Below are 24,554 nucleotides of genomic sequence, written 5' to 3'. Positions count from 1 at the left end.
CAAGCATTTACTATGACCCTGACTCTAAAAGAGCAAGAATGGCGCGAGATGTGGAACGAAACAGCCCAAAGCATTACACAAAATCCAGCTTTGGAGCCATTTGAGTATGTATTCCAATTACCCCAGCAGTTTGGTCACGGTAGTATAAAAGATATCGAGGTGCATCCAGAAATTTGGTTATCAATTGTTGACTATAAATTGCGTGAAGATGTATTGATGCAATTACCAGAGTGGGAACACCCTTTACAATTCGGTGTGTTGCTATCAGGAACAGTTATTAATGAATATGGCGGGAAGTTGGGAGGGGGGTACAGTTGCATTTCTGGTAGTGGTGTGCAGCATCAGATGTCTATAAGAAGTTCTAAATCTAGGCATTTGGGTATTGATATCCATATGTCCCCTGATGTGCTGCGAACTTTTTTTCCCGGTCATGATGGCGAAATGCTTCCTCAGTTACGTTTGCTTGCGAAGGGTGATGACTGGCAAACTTTGATTTACCCAGAAATGACAAGTGCGATCGCACTTGTAGTCAAGCAAATGATCAACTGTCCCTATCAGGGAATCACAAAGCAAATGTATTTGCAAGGAAAAGTCATAGAACTTATGGCCTTGCAGTTAGCTCCAATTGTAAATGAGCAAAGTGAATTAACCGCATCACCACGGCTTAAATCCACAACTGTCACCCGCATTCATCACGCAAGAGAAATTTTGCACTTTTGTCTGGAGAATCCACCATCATTAGTGGAATTAGCGCAAATTGTGGGAGTTAGTGACAGGACTCTGCGCTATGGATTTAAGACATTATTTGGTACAACCGTATTTAATTATCTCACGGAAAAACGCCTAGAACGAGCCGAGCAACTTTTGCGAAATGGTGGAGGAACTGTTGCAGAGGTGGCTAATTTATTAGGCTATTCCCATTTAGGATATTTTGCTGCCGCTTTTAAACGCCAGTTTGGGATTACACCCAGCGAATGTTTGTTAGGTAAAAAATCTATCTCTGCTTCCTAATGCCGTTTTGGGATATTAACGCCATTTTTGGATAGACGCGATCGCACCTACTTCTCTAAACTACCTCTAGATATAGTTGACAATTTGGCCCAATAAGTCAATTTACTTGTGTGGAGAGTGGCGTGAATAGATTGATATTTTTACCGGGTACACGGTTATCGTTCGCTATTAGTTTACTAGTATATTTTTTTAGTTCTGCGATACTCTTTGAGAGCGGCTGCGCGATCGCTCAATCGGCTTTGGCTGAGATGGAAGCAAAAGAGAAAAATAGGAAACTTATCGAACTGGGCGAGTTTGAATCCCCAGTTACTAATATTGATGGTTTGCTTTCTCAGTCACCGACACCAACTAATCCTCCTATGAATCAAGAGGAAATTGTCACAATTACGGGTGTTAACCGCACCTTGCTTAGAATTCCTACGGCACTAGGTAAGTGGGAAGGTCTCACTAGATCATGGCGAGAACATTTTAACTTCGTAGCTGAGGCATTAGGAAAACAAGAAGCTGCACAACAAGCTTGGAATCGCTACTACCAGAGAATTAAAGAACTAAAAATAGCCTTAAATGATCGATATGTGGATAAAGAAATATCCATTATTGGCGTTTATGGCGGCATGAGAATATATAGCGATGGTCAAGACTCATTTGCTAGTTCCATTCTTAACGATATTGGATTACAACGTATTAGAAACGCAAATTCTCCTCTACCTATTTCTGAAGAAAAACTAGAAGAAGTAGATAGTGATATTATATTTGTGATGATTTTCCAAGATAAAGGAGAAGAAAGCAGAAAAGCTTTTGAAAAGCTGCAACAGAAGCCTCTTTGGCAAACACTTAGAGCCGTTCAGAAAGGTCAGATATATCTTGTGGATCGTGAGGCTTGGATCGGAGCAAACTTGATTGCTGCCGATGTCGTTATTGATGACCTCTACAAATACCTTGTAAATACACCTTAAACCTATGTCTAAACCCACCTTATTCATCTGCAAATCCGTTGGGTATTTGTTAAATATAGTTTGTCAAAAATAGCATCTTGTCGCATGAAGCATTCCCAAAACGGCCAAATCATCACCTTCTGCATATAATATATTGCCACAATCATCTATAAATTGCCGTTTTTGGATAAAAATTTGCTGTTTTTGGATAGAATTCACAGAGTAAAAATAGTATAATTTATATATTTTGGTCAACTGCCATTGCAATGACTAACTAGAAAACCTAAATCACTGAACTTGCACTCTGACAATGACATCCAAATTCCATCCTTTATCAAATAAACTCTCTCCCCTCCAAAGGTTACTCAACTACGGACAAAAATATCGTGGACAAATTTATCAAGCATCTACCTACTCTATAATTAATACAATTTTAGATTTAGCCCCACCTTGGTTAATAGGTATAGCTGTAGATATATTAGTCCAAAAGCAAGATTCTTTTATTGGTAAATTAGGCATTCAAGAAGTAGTATGGCAATTTGCTCTACTTTCATTAATAACCGTCATTGTTTGGATATTTGAATCACTTTCTCAGTATGCTTATGATAGGATTTGGCGGAACTTAGCCCAAAATATTCAACATAATTTACGTTTAGATGCCTACAATCATTTACAAGAATTAGAATCAGCTTATTTTGAAGATAGTAGTACAGGCGGTTTGATGTCTATTCTCGGTGATGATATCAATCAACTCGAAGACTTCTTAAATGGGGGAGCTAATGAAATTATTCAAGTTACTACCTCATTTATAATCTTAATCGGTGGTGCATTCTTAATTTTACCTTTCAACATCACCTTAGCAGCAATGCTGCCAATGCCTTTTATTCTCTGGGGTTCTTTAGTATATCAAAAACGCCTTGAACCTCGTTATGCTGATGTTAGAGAAAAGGTGAGCTTTTTGAATTCTCGTTTAGCCAATAATATTAGTGGGATTACCACCATTAAAAGTTTCACTGCTGAAAAATATGAAAGTGCCAGATTAGCAACAGAAAGTGATGCGTATAAAAAAAGTAATGCCAAAGCAATTAAACTTTCTGCTGCTTTTGTGCCTGTAATTAGAATGTTAGTTTTAGTTGGGTTTACGGCTTTATTATTTTTGGGAGGTATGGCAGCTTATTCTGGTAGAATATCCATCGGTAATTATAGTGTTTTATTAGTTTTAGTCCAAAGATTATTGTGGCCGTTGGTATTTTTAGGAGAAACTTTTGACCACTATCAAAGAGCAATGGCTTCTACAAAGCGAGTTATGGATTTGTTAGATACTCCCATCCAAGTTATTACGGGAGATATGCCCTTAGTTGTGGAGCAAGTAAAGGGGGAAGTTGAGTTTAAAAATGTTACTTTTGCTTATCGAAATAGTGCAACAATAATTAAGGATTTATCTTTACATATTCCTGCGGGAAAAACTATTGCGGTTGTTGGCTCTACTGGTTCGGGTAAAAGCACCTTAGTAAAACTATTGTTGCGATTTTATGATGTTTCTCATGGCTCAATTACTATTGATGGGATTGATATTCACGAGTTGAATTTATCTGATTTGCGTCGCAGTATTGGCTTAGTTAGTCAAGATGTATTTTTATTTCATGGTACGGTGGCAGAAAATATTGCCTACGGTACTTTTGAAGCGACTGATGAAGCAATCATTAATGCTGCGAAAGTAGCTGAAGCACATGATTTTATTAGGGAGTTACCCCAAGGTTATGAAACAATAGTTGGGGAGCGAGGACAAAAGTTATCTGGAGGACAACGCCAACGGATAGCGATCGCTAGAGCAGTGGTAAAAAATCCGCCGATTTTGATTTTGGATGAGGCGACATCTGCGGTGGATAATGAAACTGAAGCCGCAATCCAACGTTCTTTAGAAAAGATTACCGTGAATCGGACTACGATCGCGATCGCACATCGTCTTTCCACAATTCGCCACAGTCATTGTATATATGTGATGGATCATGGTCAAATTGTCGAGCAGGGTAAGCATGAGGAATTACTAGCAATTGATGGAATTTATACCAGTTTGTGGCGCGTACAGTCTGGGATTCAATAAAACAATGTTCATTTGATCCAGAAAGCCCTCGCCTAAGTTGCTCGGCATCATCTATTCAGTGGTAAATTTATTGATAATAACTTGCACTTAGTTCATTCCAGCATGACACTCATCCTCAGCCAATCAGACCTTGACGAACTTCACCAACAGACTCCTCAACCCCAGGTGCAGAATCTCGTACTTGATAGCTTTGAGAGGCTGGAGGGCGTGCCGGAAATCGTGGGACGGGGCTACTCTCGCAACATGAATCTATCACCTGGGGTGTGCTTGTATTTCTCAGATTGCGAATGTCATCAGGACTGGATGCTGAAAACACCTGCCCATGATCATCCCATTCAGTTCACGATTTTTCTCTCCGGCTTTCTTTACTTTGATGATCTTCATCCTATTCTGGGTGAAACGCATAGCTACTTTTCGGGTAGCGGAATTTCGCCTAGCTACATTGAAAAGCGTCAAGCTGGAGAGCGTTTAACTTTTGTGAGTGTAGAGATTGAGCCAGAATTGTTAGACTCGTTTTTGCTGGAGGATGGGCAGTATAGTTCTGATGTCCAGAAATTGCTGTTTAAAGGAGAAGACTGGAAAAACTCATTTTATCCGACGGTGACACCAGCAATGCGATCGCTTGCTCAACAAATGTGGAATCCGCCCTATCGCGGTGCAGCAAAGCGGATGTATCTCCAAGCGAAGGTATTTGAGTTAGTGGCGATGCACCTGGATTTGATTGCGTCAGATCAACAACCAATTTATGAATTACCAGGGTTCAAACCTGATACCATTGCCCGTATTCACCACGCCAAAGAAATTTTGACCACACAACTTGAGCATCCGCCATTGCTGTGTGAACTAGCGCAGCAAGTGGGAGTTAGTGTTCGCACCCTCCAGAGAGGTTTTTCAGCACTTTTTAACACAACTGTCATGGGTTATTTGACACAGCAACGGCTGGATAATGCCCAAAGATTGTTGCGTCAAGGCGATCATAAAGTGTCAGAGGTGGCAAATCTGGTGGGGTATAGCCACCTAAGTCATTTTGCAGCAGCCTTCAAACGACAGTATGGCATCACACCCAGCCAATACTTGGCAGGAGAAAAAGCGTTTTTTGGCTAGATAAATGGCATTTTTTGGATAGACACACCACAGTCAACTTCTCTACACTACATCTCATGGCTAACAAAAATAATTAGCAACAAAAGCTTTAATTGCTGTGTGAGGAAGTATGAGAAGTTGGTGTTTATCTGTTCGTCTATCATTTTTAATTAGTCTTTCGGGATGTTTGAGTATTGTTGCAGTGTCATCGGTATGGGCTAGTGAGAAACGGCAAGATGACACACAAAATCAAACAAGTTCTCAAATTCCCCAATTGAGCGAAATTTGTCCTAAATCTCACCCCACCCTAACCCTCCCCTTTCCAAGGGGAGGGAACAATATCTCCAGTCTCCCCCCTTTGCAAGGGGGATTAAGGGGGGTAATTCTTGTGCATACACCGTAGCTCAACAGAACAGTATCGTCAAAATTACGGGTGTGAAAGCCAATCCCACCGAGAAAGGGGTGGAGGTGATTTTAGAAACAGCCCAAGGGGATAAACTGCAAGTCGCCAATCGCAGCACAGGTAATAGTTTTATCGCTGATATCACTGGTGGGCAGTTACGTTTAGCGAATGGCGAGGCTTTCACCTTTAAGTCAGAAAAACCGCTTGCGGGAGTTACGGAAATCACAGTAATAAATATTGATGCGAATACCGTGCGGGTAACGGTGGCTGGGGAAAAGACTTTACCAGTAGTTGAGTTATTTGATGATAATACCGGGTTGATTTTTACAGTAGCATCCACAGAAACAGCAACGAAACCACCAGACACACCCCCAGTAGAAGAAGAGCCAGTAACCGAGAACCCCCAAGAAAAGCCAGATGACCCAATTGAGTTGGTGGTGACGGGGGAGCAGGATGGATATAACGTACCGAGTGCCAGTACAGCGACGCGGACGGATACGCCGATTCGGGATATTCCCCAATCAATTCAGGTAGTGCCGCGACAGGTAATTGAAGATCGCAGACCCACAAATGTTACCCAGGCAGTGGAAACGGTCAGTGGGGTTCTGGATGCTGGAAATTCAAATGGGCAAACTGGCAATAGAATTATTAGAGGATTTGAGCAGGGATTTGTAGGCAGTGCTGCTACTTTGCGAAATGGTGTTCGTGATGCTGACTACTACAGTCTGTCACCCATCGGTACGGTCGAACAAGTGGAAGTCCTAAAAGGTCCCGCCTCAGTTTTGTTTGGAGCGGTAGAGCCTGGCGGAGTTATCAATTTGGTCACTCGCCAACCTTTAAGTGAACCTTATTATCGGCTAGACTTTGAGGTAGGGAACTACGGTGTTTATCAGCCTGGGATCGATTTGTCAGGACCTTTGACTAAGGATAAAACAGTCCTTTATCGATTCATTGCCAATTATCGAGGTGCAGGAGATTTTCAGGAATTTGTCAACTCAAGTCAGACGACAATTGCGCCCTCGTTAGCTTTTAATTTAGGCGATCGCACCAGCTTAAACCTAGGGTGTTGACTTTGTAGGAAAAGCATTAAAAAAAGTTCATACAAATTCTGCGTCGTTATCTAAGGTCGAAAATACGATTTTTCTTTTCGAGAGCATGGACTGACCAAAAACTTGAGATGACCAATCCTTAAGGTCTATATAGCGAACATTTTCTAATGCCTGTTTAACCACAGATGTGGTCAAATTCATCGTACATAAACAAATGCTTAAAATCATCTGACCTATCTGTTTGAGAGGGCATCTAGAGGAAAAATGTTTGTATTTACCAAAAATAGATTCAATGATATCAGAAGCTGCCAAAAAAGTTTTATCCTTGGGAATCTGTTCGATTTCAGTTTTTATATATAACCAAATATTTTGTGGGAAAGTTATATCCAGAAATGTTGAATTGTTTTTTAACTGGAATTCAGCTAGAGATTCTTGATTAATACCGTTTTGTTTAAGTTGAATTTCTAAGGCTCTGGTCATCATCACCATTTGACTCCAAATCCGGATGTCTTCTTGATAATCTTTTAACCATCCAAACTTCATAATTAATTTTTGATTGAAAATGTCCGGGTCAGAAGTTTCTGCTAATTTTAATAAAGTCTCAATTGGACATTTCAACAGTTTCTCTGCCCAATTAATCAACTTCTCTACATTGAAATAACGACATTGAGAGCGTTGCGATGGTGGAGATATAAAGGCTAATTCGGTTTGTTGAAGTTGATGCCGACACTGATTACATTTTTGAATAAAAGATTGATATTTTTCGGAATTAGCTAGCTCATGTTTGAGTAATAAAGCCATTGCATGAGTTACATCATACGTATAAACTACATCTGGATATTTTTGTATGTAAAGCTTAATTCCTTTTTCAATGTCACTACCATGATCTGCTATTATTTGTACTGGGCAGCCCACTTTAGTAGTTAGTTCACAAAGCTTTTGTTCAATCAATTCTCCTCTGGTCGAATCCATGATTTCCAGTGCTAATACTTGAACATCATGGTGTTTTAATCCTCTTTTTGATGGGAAAACTTCCGATTCTAAGTATTGTTGAGATACTCCCAAAACCACCAAACACTTTTGCTTTCCTAATTCTACTGTTAGGTCTATAATAAAAACCCAATCACTTCGGTATTCTTTGGCTCGTTGTAGTTCATATAAACCAATTCTTCCTAACCAACTTCTCACACTACTGAAGCAGGGAGTTTTTACTTCCTCCGCCGATGCTTCCCACTTCAAGTTATTCTCAACTCCTCGTAAGCTACTTCCAGAATCAATGCTTTGTTGTATGGCTTTTTGTACTGTTTGAACGCTATATTGATGCCCGAACGCTGCCACCATCTCTATTTTTTCGGAATTTTCTTCCCCTTTTTTTGTCCATCAACCAAATTGGTATGAAGGATACGTAGTTCTTTTTCTGCTTTCATCGCCCGTGTTTTCCAATTCTCTCTTGAGAGCAATAAATCCCTAACTTTTACTTCTAATGCTCTGAGCTTTTTTTGTCTCTCAAGGGCTATCTCTTTCCAATTCTCTCTACTTTGTTTAAACAGACGAATTAATCGGCTGGAGGAACTTTTTAATTTATTCATTAACCACCCAACCTCAATTTGATATTTTTAGGTGTCTATCCTGTATGAAGAAATATCATCATAAGATACCCAAAGTCAACACCCTACCCTCAACCGCTTGCCGAGTTGTGCAACACGCAGTGGGAGAAACCTGTGTCCCTAATAACCCTCAACGGATTGTCACCCTCCTTCACCCTATTTTAGGTTATACCCTTACCCTAGATGTTAAACCTGTTGGCAGCAATATTCGTTCAATGGAGCAGTCGATTGGAAACTATCTAAATGTTCAAAGCTATCTAGGGAATAAGACAGAAGGGATCGCGGTAACAGGTATAGAAGAATCTCCAAACTTAGAAAGAATTTTGCAACTGAAGCCTGATTTAATTTTTGCTACAGATGCTAATAATCAAGTTTATCCCCTACTTTCTAAAATTGCGCCTGTAGTAACAGTCCCCTCTGAAGACGCAGTATTCAATTGGAAAGAAGTTTTTCATTTTATCACTCAAGTATTAGGAAAAGAAGAGAAAGCGCAACAAGCCTTAAATCATTACTACCAGCGAATTGAAGAGCTAAAAATATCTCTAGGAGATCGCTATCAAAACCAAACCGTCTCCATTTCTGGAGGTGCAGGTATCAATACGTTGTATGCCTTTACAAGCAAAAACACATTTTCAGGTTCAATTCTTAGTGATTTGGGACTGCAACAGCCAGAAACCCAAAATATTGTTACGCCCTATGGTGTAATTTATAATATTTCTGAAGAAAGATTAGAACTGTTCGATGGTGATGTTTTATTCTTCTTGGCTTTTGGGAAAGAAGGAAAAGCAAGTTTTGAACGGTTGAGACAAAGACCACTGTGGAAAACGCTCAAAGCCGTTCAGAAAGGTCAGGTTTATCCTGTCAATGGTTATACATGGACTGGAGCAAACATTTTAGCGGCTGATGCTGTGATTGATGACCTATATAAATACTTAGTTAATACTCCCTAACGGGACATAAACATTTTTGAGGCAGAAACAAGTCTCAAATCGATGCAGGATAAGAAAAATACTCCCCTTGCTCAAAAATGCTTGAAACCCAGATATATCAATGAAAATACGCTCTGCTCTCCCCCTCCTGCGTTTATTGCGCTATGCCAAACCCTATCAACCTCAAATTTGGGGTGCAATTATTTGTTCGATTCTACGTACCCTATTAGACCTAGCACCACCTTATCTCATCGGTGTTGCAGTAGATGTGGTAGTCGAACGAGAAACTTCCTTAATTGCGCGGTTTGGTATTCAAAATCCTCTGAATCAGTTATTAGTATTGTCTCTGCTGACGATCGCCACTTGGGGTTTAGAATCCCTCAGCCAATATGCAGCCGACAAATTTTGGCGTAATTTAGCACAAACCCTACAGCACGAATTACGAGTTGATACTTACAACTACTTGCAAGAATTAGAACTTGCTTACTTTGAAGACCGCAGCACGGGTATCTTGCTATCTATTCTCAATGATGACATCAACCAGCTTGAGGGCTTCTTCAACTCTGGCGCACAGGATCTCATCAGCTTTTTCACGCGAGTATCTGCGGTGGGAATTAGCTTTATGCTGCTGGCTCCCGGTATTGGGTGGCTGGCGATGTTACCCATCCCATTTATCCTCTGGGGAACGTTCATCTTTCAATCGAGGTTAGCTCCCCGCTATGACACAGTACGAGATCGCGCCGGAATTATCAGCGATCGCCTAGCTAACAACATTTCTGGTATCGCCACCATCAAAAGCTTTACGGCTGAAGCTTATGAGAGCGATCGCGTTTACCAAGAAAGTGAATCCTATCGTCGCAGTAACAAACAGGCGATCGCTCTGAGTGTCGCCTTTCAACCCGTGCTGAGATTTTTGATTTTACTAGGGTTTGTGCTGACTCTGTATCTGGGTGGTCGGGAAGTGCTTCAGGGTAGCCTGACTGTGGGTACTTATGGCTTCATGGTATTTATTGTGCAAGATTTACTCTGGCCGTTCACAGAACTGAGTGAAATCATGGATGAATATCAGAGAGCGATGGCATCGGTGCGGCGTGTCATGGGATTATTGGATACTGCCATCGCAATTCCCGGAGGCAATAATTCCTTACCAATTGCAACTATAGCCCGTCAAGTGCAATTTGATCACATTACCTTTGCCTACAACGAACGCAACGATATACTCAAAAATTTATCTCTCCAGATTCCCGCCGGAGCTACAATCGGTATTGTGGGAGCAACGGGTTCTGGTAAAAGTACGTTAGTTAAACTTTTACTACGGTTTTATGAAGTACAAAGTGGACGCATTTTAGTTGACGACATTGATATCCGCGACCTCAATTTATGCGATTTACGGCGTTGTATTGGTTGGGTGAGTCAGGATGTGTTTTTATTTCACGGTACGGTGGCAGAAAATATTTGTTACGGTAGTTTTGATGCTACTGAGTCAGAAATTATCCATGCTGCGAAATTAGCTGAAGCTCATGAATTTATTCTGCAACTACCCCAAGGATACGATACCATTGTCGGCGAACGGGGTCAAAAACTTTCGGGTGGACAAAGACAAAGGATTGCGATCGCTCGTGCTATTCTCAAAGACCCAGCAATTTTGATTTTGGATGAGGCTACCTCTGCGGTGGATAATGAGACGGAAGCGGCGATTCAGAAATCGTTGGAGATAATTACCCAAAATCGTACGACAATTGCGATCGCACATCGTCTTTCCACAATTCGCCACAGTCATTGTATATATGTGATGGATCATGGTCAAATTGTCGAGCAGGGTAAGCATGAAGAATTACTAGCAATTGATGGAATTTATACCAGTTTGTGGCGCGTACAGTCTGGGATTCATTAATTCTTGCTAACTTTTTTTGATGATTACAGGCTTGTCTTACAAAGAAGCGTATAAGTACAGCAATCCGTTAACAGTTGCACAAAGACTAAAATTGGAAGCAATCAACATCTGCGGTTGGATGAAACCGCTAATTTCTAAGCTTTCACGCAAAGCGTCAGCCAATCTTGGCTGACCTATATTTTCCACTGGTTCATCCTCTAGTTGAAAATCATCCGGCAACGCTTCCCAAGAGATTACCAGATTTTGTAGCTCTTTGGTTTTATCGAGTTGTGTCGCCATAAAGACCGCTTTTTATGGATTTGTGTTTATTGTATCGCTGCCAGTGGGTCAAAAATCTATGTCAGGAAATCATCAGTTATTTCCGGGAATGAGTAATTGCCCACTACACTGTTAATATGCAACAAGGTTAAAAATAATTCTCATTTAATTAAAACTGAAGCTCAATTTGCGATCAATTTATTACGTAATTTTTGATATAAATTTTACTTTTATTAACTGTAAAATTAACTATGACGCTCACTATCTCCCAGCAATCCTTCGAGGATCTGTTGTATCAAGAGACAGAAAACAGTTCCGAATATCCAGATCCCGATGATCAGTTAGATGTGATATATGATTACCCAAAGGTACTGGGACAAGGCTATTGGCGAGAAATCAAGCTGCGTCAGGGTTTGCAGTTAGCTATTGGTGATTTGCGGTTGTGCGATCGCATGATTTCTGAATACCCAGAAACAGAATGTTGGCTAAATTACCATTTTCATTTTTCAGGGGAACATGAAGATAAATATACATCCATAGGTAGCGGAAAGTATATTTTCCAAGGCAGTGGTTTGGCTCCTCAAAAAAAAACTCAGTGTTATCACGAACAACCATTTCTTGAGATTGAATTTACAATGCAGCCTGATGTACTGCTTTCCTTTGCAGGAAATAGTGAAGGAGAATTACCAAAACGGTTGCAGCACTTAATTCGACCCTGTGAGCAGTATTACCATCGCTGTGGCACTGCCACCTTACCGATGCAGAGAATAGCACGGCAAATTTTACACTGTCCCTATCGGAGTATTGCCAAACGGATGTATCTAGAAAGTAAGGTGCTGGAATTGATGGGAATACTTTTAGGGCAAGAACTAGAGATGCGTGATGGTAAAACCAATATTCAGCCTTTACAACCAGATGTAGTCGATAGAATCCACCACGCCAGGGAAATCATCCTGCAACGCTTGGACAATCCACCCTCCTTACACGAATTAGCGCGACAAGTTGGTTTAAATGAATGCACCTTAAAACGGGGCTTTCGTTGTTGTTTTGGCACAACAGTATTTGGCTATTTGCGTAATTACAAACTTGAACAAGCGCGACAACTACTGGAAATAGGAGAGATGAAAATTACCGAAATTGCTCATGCAATGGGTTACAACAGCCGCAGTCCTTTTGCTGCTGCATTCCGCAAACAGTTTGGCTTGAATCCCAAAGAATACCAAAAACTGCAAAAAAATTCCGTTTAGCTATCGAAAATATTCCGTCTACCTATCGGATTAGTCTTGGTTAACACAGAGTTTCACGGTATTTTTATTGAAAGTAATTTTTATTAATGGTGTGAGCAGTGGTGTCAAATTATTGCTGGTTGAAAGTGTTGATGCTTGGCTCTTTCTGGGGATTAGTTGCCTTGCCAGCTGGGGCGGAAACAAGTTTAGACCGTATTAATCCTGGTCTCAATACGTCTGTGGCAACTGCGGCTAAAAGTAGTCAAAAAATCCCTCATTTAAACGAAGTTAAACGCCCAGCGACTACAGTAAAACAGTGGATTGCCCAAGGAATAATTCAGGTAACGGGTGTAAAACTAGGGCAAACAGACAAGAAACTAGAAGTAATTTTAGAGACTACAGGTTCAGATCAGTTGCAGCCTGTAAGTAAGAGTGAAGATAATAATTTTATTATGGATATTCCTAATACTCAGTTAAATTTGCCCTCTGGTAGTGAGTTTCGTCAAGAAAAGCCCATTGATGGAATCACGGTAGTGACCGTAAGTAATCTTGATGCAAATACTATCCGGGTGATAGTCACAGGTGAGACGAGTTTGCCCAAGGTTGAATTATTTGATAGCGACGAGGGTTTAATTTTTGGCGTGACATCTGAGATAACGGCTATGCAGCCACCAGAAACACCACCAGAAGAAGCATCAGTGCAGCCGGATGAGCCGATTGAGTTGGTGGTGACAGGAGAACGGGATAGTTATCGCGTACCGAATGCCAGTACGGCGACACGGACGGATACACCATTGCGAGACATTCCCCAATCGATTCAAGTTATACCGCAAGAGGTGCTGCGCGATCAAAATGTGACCCGTCAAGAAGAAGCTCTGAGAAATATCCCTGGTGTGGTTACGGGAACTCCTCCCTACTTTGAACGGAGTTTCTACCGAATTCGCGGTTTTTTTATCCCAAATTCTGCAGGTAATAATCTGATAAATGGCATACCTGACTTCGTGGGTGGTCTTTCAACTGGGTTTTCCAATGTTGAAAGAGTAGAAGTCCTTAAAGGTCCGGCCTCCGTTTTATTTGGGCAGGGCAGTCCCGGTGGAACCATCAATTTCGTCACAAAACAGCCGTTAAGTGAACCGTTCTATGAGATCAATGCAACAATTGGCAATTATGATTTCTACCAAGGTGGAATTGATTTGTCTGGTCCACTAGACAATCGTGGCAATGTTCTATACCGATTAAATACATCCTATAGAAATGCTGGTAGTTCTATTGATCTCATAAAAAATAGAAATTTTCAGATAGCTCCTGTCTTGAGTTGGGCGATTAGTGATAGAACAAAGTTGACCCTCGAAGGCGATTATGTCAACGATAGTGTTCCTCCCCCAACGGGTGTGCCAGCTCTGGGATCTGTACTTTTTAATCCTGATGGAAAAATATCACGTAACCGCAACTACAACGAGTCTAACGCCAGTCAACAAGCGAATACAGCGCGAGTTGGATATAGATTAGAACATCAGTTCAGTGATTCCTGGTCACTACGTAATGCATTTTTTGCATCATTTAATGAATTTAAAACATCCAATCTTGTTATTCCAACTGGTCTACGCTCTGACAATCGAACTTTAAATCGTCTATTCCTGGACACAACACGCGATATTACTTCTTACGTACTCGCATCGGATGTAACTGGGAAATTGTCAACTGGATCAATAGAACACCAGTTGACAATTGGATTTGATTTTAACAATTTCTATAATAGAGATACCGCCACTGCAATAACTGGCTCACCGATTGATATATTCAACCCTGTTTTTGGACAGCCGTTTAACTCTACTCCTGCCTTCGCATCTGATAATGCTACAAATAGGACAGCATTAGGAATCTATGCTCAAGATCAGATTACAATAGCGGAAAATTTGAAGCTATTACTAGGTATACGTTTTGATACGTTCAATCAGACGGTTAAAGATCGAGTAGGTGACACCGAACAAAATCAATCGGAAAGTGCTTTTAGTCCTCGTGTTGGTATAGTTTATCAACCCATTCCACCGATTTCCCTTTATGCTAGCTACAGCCAATCTTTTTCTCCTGTTGATGGGCGCAGTTTTGAAAACGCACAATTTCAACCAGAAAGAGGTACACAATATGAAGTTGGGGTAAAAGCAGATTTAAATGACAGATTATCTGCAACACTTGCATTTTACGATTTACTCCTCTCCAATGTTTTAACCGACGATCCAGTCAATCCTGACTTTTCTGTTCAAACAGGGAAACAACGTAGCAGAGGTATAGAGGTGAATCTGTCAGGTGCAATCTTACCAGGATGGAATATCATTACTGGCTATGCTTACACTGATGCTCGCATCGAAGAAGATAATGCTCTGCCTGTAGGAAATCGACTTTCTAATGTACCAAAACATTCTTTCAACTTGTGGACAACCTATGAAATTCAAGCGGGTAACTTAAAAGGACTGGGTTTTGGCTTAGGGCTTTTTTATGTTGGTGAACGTCAAGGTGATTTGGGAAATTCCTTTGAGATACCTGGCTATTTACGGACAGATGCTGCCATATTTTACAAACAAGATAATTGGAGAGCAGCACTCAATGTCAGGAATCTATTCGGGGTAGACTACTTTGAAAGTTCTTTTAATCGAAATCGGCTTTTTGCTGGAGAAGACCTTACAATTCAAGGTACGATTTCTTGGCAATTCTAACAGTCAAGGAAAGAGACGAAGATACATAAGCCGCTTCGTCACTTGGCTATCTTTGGGCGTGATGGGACTTTTGCTTGTCACAGCCTGTACTCCTAAAGATCGCCACAACATTCAAATACCTATTGAATCGGGCATTGCAGAGTGCCATTCGTTTCAGCACGTTATGGGTGAAACTTGTATTCCTACTGCCCCGAAACTTGTCATTACATTATCTGCCCCAACTCTCAATAATGCCCTTCTTCTGGGAGTAAAACCCCTTGGCAGCACTTATTTTCTAGACGATAATAAGTTACTTATCAGCAATGGGATAGAATTTCTGGGACGTTCTCAACCTAATTTAGAGAAGATATCCTTGCTTAAGCCAGATTTGATTTTGGGCTGGGAAAGGATGGACAAGAGTGTTTACCCCTTACTTTCAAAAATTGCTCCTACCGTGTTGGGAAAGTTTAAAGAACCTCTGGATTGGTCAAAGCACTTTGATTTTGTCGCTCAGGTTTTAGGCAAGGAAAAAGAAGCTAAAGAAGCGTGGAAGAACTACTACAAAAAAATTGAGACTTTGAAAATAGCTTTGGGCATTGACGCGGCTTCTCTAAAGAAGAATGGCTACCAGGGACAAAAAATTTCATTTATCCACATACATTCTGGTAATCGTGGTGTTGAGAGTGATGTAAAAAACTCGTTTGCTGGTTCTATTTTAGATACTGTTGGCTTACAGCGTCCAACAGCACAGAATATTAATGCTCCCTATGGAATAATCAGTATTTCTGAAGAGGAATTAGAGAAGGCTGATGGAGACGTGCTATTTGTTTCTATCTTGAGCAATAACGCCGAAAAAGCTTTTGCAAGAATTCAGAAAAAACCCCTTTGGAAACGCCTTAATGCAGTTCAGAAAAATCATGTTTATTTAGTTGATCCCTCAACCTGGAATGGTGCAAGTTTACCTGCTGCAAATGCTGTCCTTGATGATCTCTACAAATACCTCGTCAACGCACCTTAAGCTGTAATAACCTGATTGCAACGTTAGACAGAAAAGATATATTTGCCAAAGTGGGATGCTCCCCCAACTCCCAGCAATCCCCCTGTTGTTCCGGGAAGTATTGTCACAATTACGGAAGTGAAAGCAAATCCCACTGATAAAGGGGTGGAAGTGATTTTATTTTCTGTGCGTCTGCTGCGGGATGTGGAAGATATTCTCCCCGACCATGATGAAGAGTATAGCCAGTTGAAGTAATAAATTCAATTCACGTTGATTTGAGTAAATACTTAAATAAATCATCAACTATGGCATTAGCTGAGAAAATACTACCAAAAATCCAGTAACTAGAATCAACACTATAAACTCGTTGATTCTGGACTACATTCAGGGTTTGCCAAAGACGAGTATTTTGATATTTCTGGAATAAATCTCTAGCACCAGGGTCTACAGCTACAAATAAAACATCAGCATCCAGTAAGTCTATTCGTTCTAAGCTGAGGGTTACTAAAGTATCATCAGGAGTCTTAATTAATTGACGTTGATGAACTGGCATAGAAATTCCTAACTCTGCCAAAATACTGCCAGGAAAAGAATATTGAGAACGAAAGGCAGGAAGTTTATTACCACCGTGAAATCGACTCACAGACACCTCTATTTGATTAATTTCCTCCCCCAAAGCAGTGCGTAATTTTTCTAGACGTTGTTGATATTCGATTAATAATGTCTTTGCTGTCGCAGTTTTATTTACTATTTCAGCAAGATTTATCAAAGTTTCCTTCCATTGACTATGGACATTTTGTAATTTAACTGTAGGTGCTATTTGCGAAAATAAATCATAATTTACTGAATTAATACCATATGTACCAATAATTAAGTCTGGATGTAGTTTCAGTGTTGTTTCTAAATTAAACTGATTTTCTTTTCCTATATAAGCTATACCATTCATCTGATTTTTCAGAAAAGTATTTTTGCTAGCTACAAAAGCTGTATCTACTGTTGCTATTGGTTTCAAACCTAATGCGATTAAAGCTTCTAGTGATACTTGTTCTGTAACAATAATGCGTTGTGGATTAAGAGGAATACAAGTTTCGCCTAATTCATGCTTAATTAATCGACATTTTGAGGTTAATATTTTTGGCTCTGGTAAATTAAATTGTGAAAATTTATAATAAATACTGAATATAAATAATAGAATGACTACCAGTATAAACAATATAATGTAATTTAAAAACCGCTTACTTTTTATAAATGAATTACTGCCCATCACTCTATACCAGCATATTTTTAATGTAAAGGATACTATCTAAATATAATTATTACCTTATCTCTCAATATAATACATGAATTATCAAGTAAACATTAAATGTGTAAGATGCGTTAAAGCAATGTGTAACGCACCTTATGATGTTGGTGCGTTACGGCTAGATATCATTTGCTCACACTCCCAAATCCTGAAACGGCCGTAACACAACGGCAATAAAGCGGGAGGAAAATCCACACCGCTTTTTGCCTCCCCTACTTAATATTTACTTTAGAAATATCTTCTAAGGTAATTTCTATGTGGACAATCTAGTGTGAATAAATTTGCGTAATTCTTGTTAATTAATAACCTTAAAATTCAAAGGAAATAGTTCCTAAAACAGTGAAAGGTGCGGCTGGAACAACGAAAAAACCTTGGGATTCATAATACTTTGTGTCAAACATATTTTTAATGTTGACAGCCGCGCGCCAATTATTTTGCTTATAAAAAATGCTAGCGTCTGTTCTTAAATAAGAAGGAATTTGGATTTGATTTGGTAAAGAGGCTTCACGCTCACCTGCATAAACTAATCCTAATCCTAGTCCCAACCCTTGTAAATTTCCTTTTTGAAATTCATAAGTAGACCACAAACTAGCACCATGATAAGGTACACCAGCTAACCGATCATTTAATAAATCAGAGTTATTATCTTTACTTACATAAGCATCTGTGTAAGCATAAGTAGCAATGATTTTCCAACCTGGTGAAATTTCTCCAACTACATCTAGCTCAACTCCTCGGCTTCTTTGTTCACCAGTTTGGACACTAAAATCAGAATCTACTGGATCAGGAGTTAATACATTATTCTTGGTAATATCAAAAAAAGCTAAAGTAGCTGAGAGACGATTATCCAGAAAATCTTGTTTAATTCCTATTTCAAATTGTTCTGATGTTTCTGGTTTAAATGGTTCATTATTGCGGTTTCTGCCAAATGTTTGCGGGTTGAAAGCATTTGTCCAACTGGCATAAATTGAAGTGGTGTCTGTAGGTTGATAAACTATACCTAAACGGGGAGAAAATTCTGAATCTGAGTTTCTAGTGTTAAAATCTGGGTCATCTTCGTATCTGTCGTAGGAGTTTACCCAGTCAAAACGACCACCAGCTAATAATTTAAGATTGGGGGTGATTTCGATTAAATCTTGTAAGTAAAATGCAACATTTTCCCCGCCATATTCCCCAGCGTAAGTACGACGTATAAGTTCTGGTTGTGCGCCATATACTGGGTTGAATATATTTAAGTCTGCAATATTACCCCGGAAAAAATTGCTTTGGAATTGATTACTAGTCAACTCCAATCCAACTAAGACATTATGGCTAATTGAGCCTATGTTAAATTTACCGCTAATTTCATTTTGAAAAGCAAGGTTTGTTTGGTCACTTTCAGAACGACGAAATCTGCGGCGGGCTGTTTGTCCATCTTCATTAATAGAGTCAGGTTGTACACCTTGGGAAGCACCATTCACACTCAAGACGTTAAAGGCTTGGCGAAATTTCCAGTTATTGTTGTAACCAAATCGGCTTTCTAAAACGTAGGTAAAGTTATTGGATTTATATTCAGAATCCTGAAGATTTGGTTCATCTAAAGATCGATTAATGGGAAGATCAAAAATTACTGTGTTGTTAGAAGGAAAACCTCGATCAAAGACGTAGTTGTATTTCTGATATTCATAAGCAAATGTGAGATCGGTATTTTCTCCTACTTTCAAACTAACAACAGGATTAATAAATGTACTTTCGTTTTCTACAAAATCCCGGAAACTGTTAGCGTTTTCATAAGCTACATTGAGCCGATAAAGTGCTGCCCGATTTTCTGTGAGTGGACCGGTGAGATCAATTGTGCCACGATAAAAATCATAACTCCCAAATGTACCACCAATTTGATAGAAGGGTTCTGATAGAGGTTTTTTAGTAATTGTGTTGACTATGCCACCGGGACTGGTAGCACTTCCATATAAAACGGAAGCAGGCCCTTTGAGAAATTCTACTCTTTCAACACCAGCTACATCACGCGGACTGGTAAAACCAAAATCTTTAAAACCATCACGCAGGTTTTCAAAACCTGTAGCAAAACCACGAATAAAATAACCTTGAGATGCTAGTCCGCCTAAAGTTGATTGAGGACGCACACCGCTAACATTTTCTGCTAGTTCGTTGAGTCTAACTACTTGTCTGTCTCGAATAATTTCTTTAGGTATAACTTGGATAGATGCGGGAACATCACGCAAAGGAACTTCTATTTTTGTGCCGGTTGTTGCTTCCCTGACTCGATAGCTATCTTGTTCACCTGTAACTACCAGTTCAATGGGTGTATCAGTTTCAGCTGTTGGTTGTGATGTCGGAGTTTCTGTAGTTGGTTTCTCCTCCGGTGGTTGTTGTGGCGTTTCTGGTTGAGATGCGGAAGGTGATACAGGTGTCACACTTAAAATTAAACCTGCATCACTATCGAATAGTTCATAAGTGGGTGTTCCCACCTCTCCGGTGACAGTTATTCTGATAGTATTACTGTCTTGGTTGATAACTGTAACTTCAGTAATACCCGCAAAAGGGTTTTCTTGCCGAAATGTATTTCCTGAAGGTAAACTTAGTTGAGCATTGGTAATCTCAGCTATTAAGCTATTACCTGAATTGCTATTGACTACTTGTAATTTTTCACCTTGCTTAGTCTCTAGAATTACTTCTATACCCTGGTTTGTAGTATCAATCCGCACTCCATTTACCAGAATGGGAGATTGCGGTGTGGATGCTTGAGATAGTAATCTCTGAGGATTTGTAGAGATACTACCGCTTTCAGACAAGGGAGGATTTCCACTACCCCAAGCTGGTTGTACAGTGACTACTATCCCTGCTAACCATAAACCCATCAATAATTGCGGTTGTCGCCTCATAATCTCCTCACCTAGACCAGCCTCTCATACCAGAGGGTGTAATTTTTACAGCTAAGAATCTTTGTTAAGAAGCTTAATCTACAATGGATGTGACTTTGAAGACCTGATTGAACCGAAGACGGATTTTTTTGAACCAAAGACGGATTTTTACGAAAAATAACAGCAAATAGCTGTATTTCAGGCTCTTAGTAATAAATCATAGGATTTAGGGTTAGTACCGAATTGCTTACGAAAGGCTGTAGCAAAATGGCTTTGATTAGTATAGCCAACAGCACGCGCTACTTCTTTGACATTCATTTGACCTTCTAAAAGTAATTGGCGTGCTTTTTCCATGCGTTGTTGGTGTAAGTAGCTAAATGCAGTTGTACCAAATACTTGGCGAAAGCCTAGCTTGAGTTTATAGTCGTTTAATCCTACTTGTCTGGCTAGTTCTATTAAAGAAGGGGGATTGTCTAAATTTCCCGTTAAAATTTCTTTGGCATAATAAATTCTATCAATATCATCTCCCTTTAAAACAGAGGCTTTTGTGGAATTACTTTCTATGGCGGTTAATTGTTCAATTTTCAAGGCAATTATTTCTAAACATTTACTTTCTAAATAAATTTTTTTGGTTAAGCCTGTAAAGGGACAATTGATAATTTGTTCTAGGGCAACTCGCATTTCTGGAGTAGTATGATCTATTTGACGATATGGCTCTTGATCAGTTTCAATCAGCTTTTTGAGCATTTCTGAGGATATGGGATTTAAGCCACCTGTAATAAAACTATGGATTAATTCAGGGGATTCGGAATGTATATCTACCTTTAAAAGTCGCTGCGATCGCAATAATTCTGATGTGTTATTCTGGTTTAAACCTCCACTTTGAAAGAAGTTTTTCCCAGCATGAATATTATTCCAATAGCCTGAGAGATGAAAACCAAATTCTAGTCCACCACTAAAACTATCTGAATACTTTCTTTCTATTACTAAATCGTGATGAAATTCCGCATCAATAATTAATAAACTAATGTCCCGCAGTTCAATCCAACGTTCATATCCACTACCAAATTGTTGAGGACATATATTAATAATATCAGATGGGTCTGATGGGTCTGGTTGTCTAGTTTTTTGATTGCGTTCTCTCCAAAATTCTTGGTAATCTGCGAGTGAAATAATATTCGCCATGCCCTATCCTACAAAACACCTCATCTCATTTAACTGAGAAGGCTATAGATAAACTTTCTCAAATAGCTTTGAGTGTAAGTTTATCAGAATGCAATCATGTTGTCTAGCAACGGCGATACATCGCCTGTGATTAATCATAGTAACTAAAAAATCCAATCAATTTGCTCATCAGCTAAAATAAATGTCTTCAAACTTGCCTTAGCCAAGTCAAAGTTATGTCAAAAATCGACGTTACTCCAAAAACTCAGAATCTGACGACAAATATGTCTAATTTTTTGTTCAGCTTCTGGCAAAGGTAGCATCACACCGTGGAATTTACCGTGTTCTATAGTAGCAAATTGCCATTGTTGTCCCATATAGTCATGTCCAGAAAGTTCAATTTCTATAATTCTTTGCATTGCAGATTCATTTGCTGAGGACAGCCGAATTTGCATCAAAATACAATAACTCTGGCAAAGACAACTACGTCTAGAAAAATGAAAAGCTAAATCCACCGAGTATGGATCATGGAATTTTTCGGTTTCTGGATTTTTTAACCAGGGACTTAAATCTGCGACACTATCGGGAAATTCGGCTTTAAAGAGATTGATCACAGTAGCAATTTTACTCACCATATTCCAACTGTTGACTTTTTCATTCGCATTCACGGCTTCTACTCCCAATCACAGAATTTTAGATTTTGGACTGTACCTACAGAATGTTCTGAGGAACAGTAGCATTTGGGGCTATTCAAAAATTAGTATTGAGATTTTTTATCATAAATCTTGGAGAAATAAATGACATGAATATAAATTTTTTCTGGTAAATCAATCTCTTTATCCTTTGATAGCAAGCTTTTTAGCTTCTTTGCAGGCTACATACCATCTGATATTAGACAAACATAGAACACATCTTCATTAATCAGGATTATATTCTTTTTGATAAAGACTTGCAATAATTGTGCAAATCTTTCATAATAGTTGTAACTTTAGAGGACTTAAATATGAGTAATTATGCTCAAGAATTGAGAGCTACTGCCCAAGCAATGGTTGCTCCTGGTAAGGGAATTTTGGCAATGGATGAAAGTAATGGTACTTGTAACAAGCGGTTTGATAAGCTAGGGATTCCCACCACAGAAGATCGTCGTCGTGCTTACAGAGAGCTAATTTTGACGACTCCTAACTTAAGTGAGTTTATTAGTGGTGCAATTTTGTACGATGAAACCATTCGTCAATCATCACAAACAGGTGTACCTTTTACCCAAATCATGCAACAGGCGGGGATAATTATTGGCATCAAGGTAGATGGAGGGGCAAAAGATTTAGCTGGATGTCCTGGCGAAAAGGTGACAGAAGGACTGGATGAATTAGGTTCGCGCATTGCTGAATACTATAAAATGGGTGCGAGATTTGCCAAGTGGCGGGCTGTAATTACCATCGGTGAAGGTATTCCTAGTCGTACTTGCATTGAAGCCAATGCCCATGCTTTAGCTCGTTATGCGGTACTGTGTCAAGAAGGTGGATTAGTACCGATTGTCGAACCAGAAGTGCTAATTGATGGAGACCATACTATTGAGCTTTGTTATGAAGTTACAGATCAAACTTTGCAAGCAGTATTTACTCAACTGCGGTTGCACAAAGTAGCGTTTGATCAAATGATTCTCAAGCCCAGTATGGTAATCGCTGGACTTAATTGTTCTACTCCTTCAACCGTAGATCAAGTAGCAGACCAAACTATCGAATGCTTACTGAATAATGTACCTGCATCAGTTCCAGGTGTAGCATTTCTATCGGGTGGACAAACCAATGAACAGTCATCGGCGCATTTAAATACAATGAATGCTAGATATGGCGATCGCCTGCCTTGGCGTGTTACATTTTCCTATGCACGGGCAATTCAACAATCCGCTTTAGAATACTGGCGTGGCAATGATGCCAATACCCAAGCTGCACAACAACTACTTTATCATCGGGCTAAATTGAATAGTGCTGCTAGTGTAGGTAAGTACAGTCCAGATATGGAAAAAACACCTGTATTAGTTTAACCTGATCCTAGAACGGGATAGAAAAAACTAAAATCTGATTACCGTAGCTGAAAAATCACTGAATGAACAATGCACCAAACCTAGAAACAGGATCTAAACCACAGCAATATTGTGCTGTTGATGTCACACATACCGAAATTAAGTTAACGCAATTAGCAAAGCGAATTGTCTGTTTAACTGCAACCGGTCTTGATATCTTAGTTGAACTTGGTTTAGAACCTGTTGGCTATCTCTCTCAAGGAATAGCCTCCAGACCAGAATTTTATGGGGAAAGCTCACAACAATTCATGTCTGTAGGGTCTTGGATGATGCCAAATTTTTCAGCTATTCAAAATACTCAGCCTGATCTGATCATCGGCTGGGTATTTCCCCATCGGTTTTATCGCTGGTGGTGGCGAAATACTGCCCCTATATATCTCATGGGTGGTAGTGGATTTGATGCAACTTTACGCAGATTACGTGACATTGCCCAATTAACAGGGCGTATGGCTGAAGCTGAAGCAGCTATCATGCGGATTGAAGCTAAAATTCAGGCTTATCGTCTTGCTATCCCAGAACATGAGCGTAAAATTGTGTTGATGATGGGTGGTTCTACTCTTAACTGTCTCAGCCAAAAGTTCATCATTGAGACAGACGCAGGGACTTTTGGTAGTGTGATTAAACAACTAGCTCAATATCCTTGGTCTGAGCCTATGACCAAAAATCATGAGCCAGGTTTCACAAGTTTATCACTTAAAGAAATTCTCCAAGTTAATCCAGATATTATCTTTGTGCAGACTTATCCACCTTCACCAGTTCCACTATCTCAGCAGTTAGCTAAGAACCCCCTTTGGAGACAGCTAAAATCAGTGCAGAATCATCAAGTGTATGAGGTGGATCAATTTTGGCATTCTGGTAATGGAACTCGAATGCTGGGTTTAATTCTCGATCAGTTAATGCCAATGGTTTATCCCCAATTAATCCTCTCATGAACATCCAGAAAGGTTTGAGACA

Annotated in this window: 19 protein-coding genes and 1 pseudogene; 13 read left to right on the top strand and 7 right to left on the bottom strand. The window is 39.7% G+C overall.

All coding sequences use genetic code 11. From position 1 onward, the window contains the following. Positions 1–12 precede the first annotated feature (12 nt). The 5 genes from L6494_RS20130 (at position 13) to L6494_RS20110 (ending at position 6,606) form a co-directional block, all read left to right on the top strand. Positions 13–1,011, top strand: coding sequence for a helix-turn-helix transcriptional regulator (locus L6494_RS20130; protein ID WP_237989535.1), 999 nt, complete (start codon positions 13–15; stop codon positions 1,009–1,011). Positions 1,012–1,259: 248 nt separating this feature from the next. Continuing rightward, positions 1,260–1,967 carry an ABC transporter substrate-binding protein gene (locus L6494_RS20125; protein ID WP_237989532.1) on the top strand — a complete coding sequence of 236 codons (708 nt, stop codon included), beginning with the start codon at positions 1,260–1,262 and terminating at the stop codon, positions 1,965–1,967. 289 nt (positions 1,968–2,256) lie between these two features. Continuing rightward, on the top strand, positions 2,257–4,050 hold the full coding sequence (locus L6494_RS20120) for an ABC transporter ATP-binding protein (protein WP_237989530.1): 1,794 nt from the start codon (positions 2,257–2,259) through the stop codon (positions 4,048–4,050). 102 nt (positions 4,051–4,152) lie between these two features. Continuing rightward, positions 4,153–5,154, top strand: a complete 1,002-nt coding sequence (locus L6494_RS20115; RefSeq protein ID WP_237989529.1) for a helix-turn-helix transcriptional regulator — start codon at positions 4,153–4,155, stop codon at positions 5,152–5,154. Positions 5,155–5,568: 414 nt separating this feature from the next. After that, a complete protein-coding gene (locus L6494_RS20110; RefSeq protein WP_237989528.1) occupies positions 5,569–6,606 on the top strand; it encodes a TonB-dependent receptor plug domain-containing protein in 1,038 nt (345 codons plus the stop codon). A 27-nt stretch (positions 6,607–6,633) separates the two neighbouring features. Here L6494_RS20110 and L6494_RS20105 read toward each other — a convergent pair whose 3' ends face one another. Both L6494_RS20105 and L6494_RS20100 read right to left on the bottom strand, forming a co-directional pair. Beyond that, on the bottom strand, positions 6,634–7,926 hold the full coding sequence (locus L6494_RS20105) for a hypothetical protein (RefSeq protein WP_237989459.1): 1,293 nt from the start codon (positions 7,924–7,926) through the stop codon (positions 6,634–6,636). Positions 7,927–7,928: 2 nt separating this feature from the next. Further along, complete coding sequence (locus L6494_RS20100; RefSeq protein WP_237988609.1) at positions 7,929–8,174, bottom strand: hypothetical protein; 246 nt, start codon at positions 8,172–8,174, stop codon at positions 7,929–7,931. 44 nt (positions 8,175–8,218) lie between these two features. On the opposite strand from L6494_RS20100, the gene L6494_RS20095 reads away from it, so the two are divergent. Both L6494_RS20095 and L6494_RS20090 read left to right on the top strand, forming a co-directional pair. After that, entirely contained in the window at positions 8,219–9,142 is a 924-nt protein-coding gene (locus L6494_RS20095) for an iron-siderophore ABC transporter substrate-binding protein (RefSeq protein ID WP_237989527.1), read from the top strand. A 100-nt stretch (positions 9,143–9,242) separates the two neighbouring features. Then, positions 9,243–11,015: an ABC transporter ATP-binding protein gene (locus L6494_RS20090; protein WP_237989526.1), complete on the top strand. Its 1,773-nt coding sequence runs from the start codon at positions 9,243–9,245 to the stop codon at positions 11,013–11,015. 63 nt (positions 11,016–11,078) lie between these two features. On the opposite strand, the pseudogene L6494_RS20085 reads toward L6494_RS20090, so the two are convergent. Beyond that, a pseudogene (locus tag L6494_RS20085) lies at positions 11,079–11,294 on the bottom strand (hypothetical protein); the annotation flags it as partial. Positions 11,295–11,524: 230 nt separating this feature from the next. On the opposite strand from L6494_RS20085, the gene L6494_RS20080 reads away from it, so the two are divergent. The 4 genes from L6494_RS20080 (at position 11,525) to L6494_RS20065 (ending at position 16,444) form a co-directional block, all read left to right on the top strand. Beyond that, on the top strand, positions 11,525–12,520 hold the full coding sequence (locus L6494_RS20080) for a helix-turn-helix domain-containing protein (protein ID WP_237989524.1): 996 nt from the start codon (positions 11,525–11,527) through the stop codon (positions 12,518–12,520). Between the two features lie 131 nt (positions 12,521–12,651). Continuing rightward, a complete protein-coding gene (locus tag L6494_RS20075; RefSeq protein ID WP_237989523.1) occupies positions 12,652–15,213 on the top strand; it encodes a TonB-dependent siderophore receptor in 2,562 nt (853 codons plus the stop codon). Next, the gene (locus L6494_RS20070) at positions 15,134–16,210 is read left to right on the top strand and encodes an iron-siderophore ABC transporter substrate-binding protein (RefSeq protein WP_237989521.1); all 1,077 of its coding nucleotides are present in this window, start codon (positions 15,134–15,136) and stop codon (positions 16,208–16,210) included. The genes L6494_RS20075 and L6494_RS20070 overlap by 80 nt, the downstream gene beginning before the upstream one ends. 42 nt (positions 16,211–16,252) lie before the next feature. Next, complete coding sequence (locus tag L6494_RS20065; protein WP_237989519.1) at positions 16,253–16,444, top strand: hypothetical protein; 192 nt, start codon at positions 16,253–16,255, stop codon at positions 16,442–16,444. 10 nt (positions 16,445–16,454) lie between these two features. On the opposite strand, the gene L6494_RS20060 is transcribed toward L6494_RS20065, so the two are convergent. The 4 genes from L6494_RS20060 to L6494_RS20045 form a co-directional block, all read right to left on the bottom strand. After that, the gene (locus L6494_RS20060) at positions 16,455–17,402 is read right to left on the bottom strand and encodes an iron-siderophore ABC transporter substrate-binding protein (RefSeq protein ID WP_237989518.1); all 948 of its coding nucleotides are present in this window, start codon (positions 17,400–17,402) and stop codon (positions 16,455–16,457) included. Between the two features lie 398 nt (positions 17,403–17,800). Continuing rightward, positions 17,801–20,374: a TonB-dependent siderophore receptor gene (locus L6494_RS20055; RefSeq protein ID WP_237989517.1), complete on the bottom strand. Its 2,574-nt coding sequence runs from the start codon at positions 20,372–20,374 to the stop codon at positions 17,801–17,803. A 177-nt stretch (positions 20,375–20,551) separates the two neighbouring features. Beyond that, positions 20,552–21,538, bottom strand: a complete 987-nt coding sequence (locus L6494_RS20050; protein ID WP_237989516.1) for a helix-turn-helix transcriptional regulator — start codon at positions 21,536–21,538, stop codon at positions 20,552–20,554. Positions 21,539–21,756: 218 nt separating this feature from the next. After that, positions 21,757–22,185 carry a hypothetical protein gene (locus tag L6494_RS20045; RefSeq protein WP_237989515.1) on the bottom strand — a complete coding sequence of 143 codons (429 nt, stop codon included), beginning with the start codon at positions 22,183–22,185 and terminating at the stop codon, positions 21,757–21,759. Positions 22,186–22,520: 335 nt separating this feature from the next. On the opposite strand from L6494_RS20045, the gene L6494_RS20040 reads away from it, so the two are divergent. Together L6494_RS20040 and L6494_RS20035 are read left to right on the top strand one after the other, a co-directional pair. Continuing rightward, positions 22,521–23,561, top strand: coding sequence for a class I fructose-bisphosphate aldolase (locus L6494_RS20040; protein WP_237989514.1), 1,041 nt, complete (start codon positions 22,521–22,523; stop codon positions 23,559–23,561). Between the two features lie 62 nt (positions 23,562–23,623). Further along, complete coding sequence (locus L6494_RS20035; RefSeq protein WP_237989513.1) at positions 23,624–24,532, top strand: ABC transporter substrate-binding protein; 909 nt, start codon at positions 23,624–23,626, stop codon at positions 24,530–24,532. Positions 24,533–24,554: the final 22 nt, after the last annotated feature.

Source organism: Nostoc sp. UHCC 0870, assembly GCF_022063185.1.
Lineage (GTDB): Bacteria > Cyanobacteriota > Cyanobacteriia > Cyanobacteriales > Nostocaceae > Trichormus.
Note: the sequence above shows the minus strand (reverse complement) of the source record. Positions and strands in the feature narration are given on the sequence as shown.

Coding starts and splice junctions, on each gene's coding strand:
- L6494_RS20130 (WP_237989535.1), top strand. CDS start 13: ATGACCCTGACTCTAAAAGAGCAAGAATGGCGCGAGATGTGGAACGAA.
- L6494_RS20125 (WP_237989532.1), top strand. CDS start 1,260: ATGGAAGCAAAAGAGAAAAATAGGAAACTTATCGAACTGGGCGAGTTT.
- L6494_RS20120 (WP_237989530.1), top strand. CDS start 2,257: ATGACATCCAAATTCCATCCTTTATCAAATAAACTCTCTCCCCTCCAA.
- L6494_RS20115 (WP_237989529.1), top strand. CDS start 4,153: ATGACACTCATCCTCAGCCAATCAGACCTTGACGAACTTCACCAACAG.
- L6494_RS20105 (WP_237989459.1), bottom strand. CDS start 7,926: ATGGTGGCAGCGTTCGGGCATCAATATAGCGTTCAAACAGTACAAAAA.
- L6494_RS20100 (WP_237988609.1), bottom strand. CDS start 8,174: ATGAATAAATTAAAAAGTTCCTCCAGCCGATTAATTCGTCTGTTTAAA.
- L6494_RS20095 (WP_237989527.1), top strand. CDS start 8,219: ATGAAGAAATATCATCATAAGATACCCAAAGTCAACACCCTACCCTCA.
- L6494_RS20090 (WP_237989526.1), top strand. CDS start 9,243: ATGAAAATACGCTCTGCTCTCCCCCTCCTGCGTTTATTGCGCTATGCC.
- L6494_RS20080 (WP_237989524.1), top strand. CDS start 11,525: ATGACGCTCACTATCTCCCAGCAATCCTTCGAGGATCTGTTGTATCAA.
- L6494_RS20075 (WP_237989523.1), top strand. CDS start 12,652: ATGCTTGGCTCTTTCTGGGGATTAGTTGCCTTGCCAGCTGGGGCGGAA.
- L6494_RS20055 (WP_237989517.1), bottom strand. CDS start 20,374: ATGAGGCGACAACCGCAATTATTGATGGGTTTATGGTTAGCAGGGATA.
- L6494_RS20050 (WP_237989516.1), bottom strand. CDS start 21,538: ATGGCGAATATTATTTCACTCGCAGATTACCAAGAATTTTGGAGAGAA.
- L6494_RS20040 (WP_237989514.1), top strand. CDS start 22,521: ATGAGTAATTATGCTCAAGAATTGAGAGCTACTGCCCAAGCAATGGTT.
- L6494_RS20035 (WP_237989513.1), top strand. CDS start 23,624: ATGAACAATGCACCAAACCTAGAAACAGGATCTAAACCACAGCAATAT.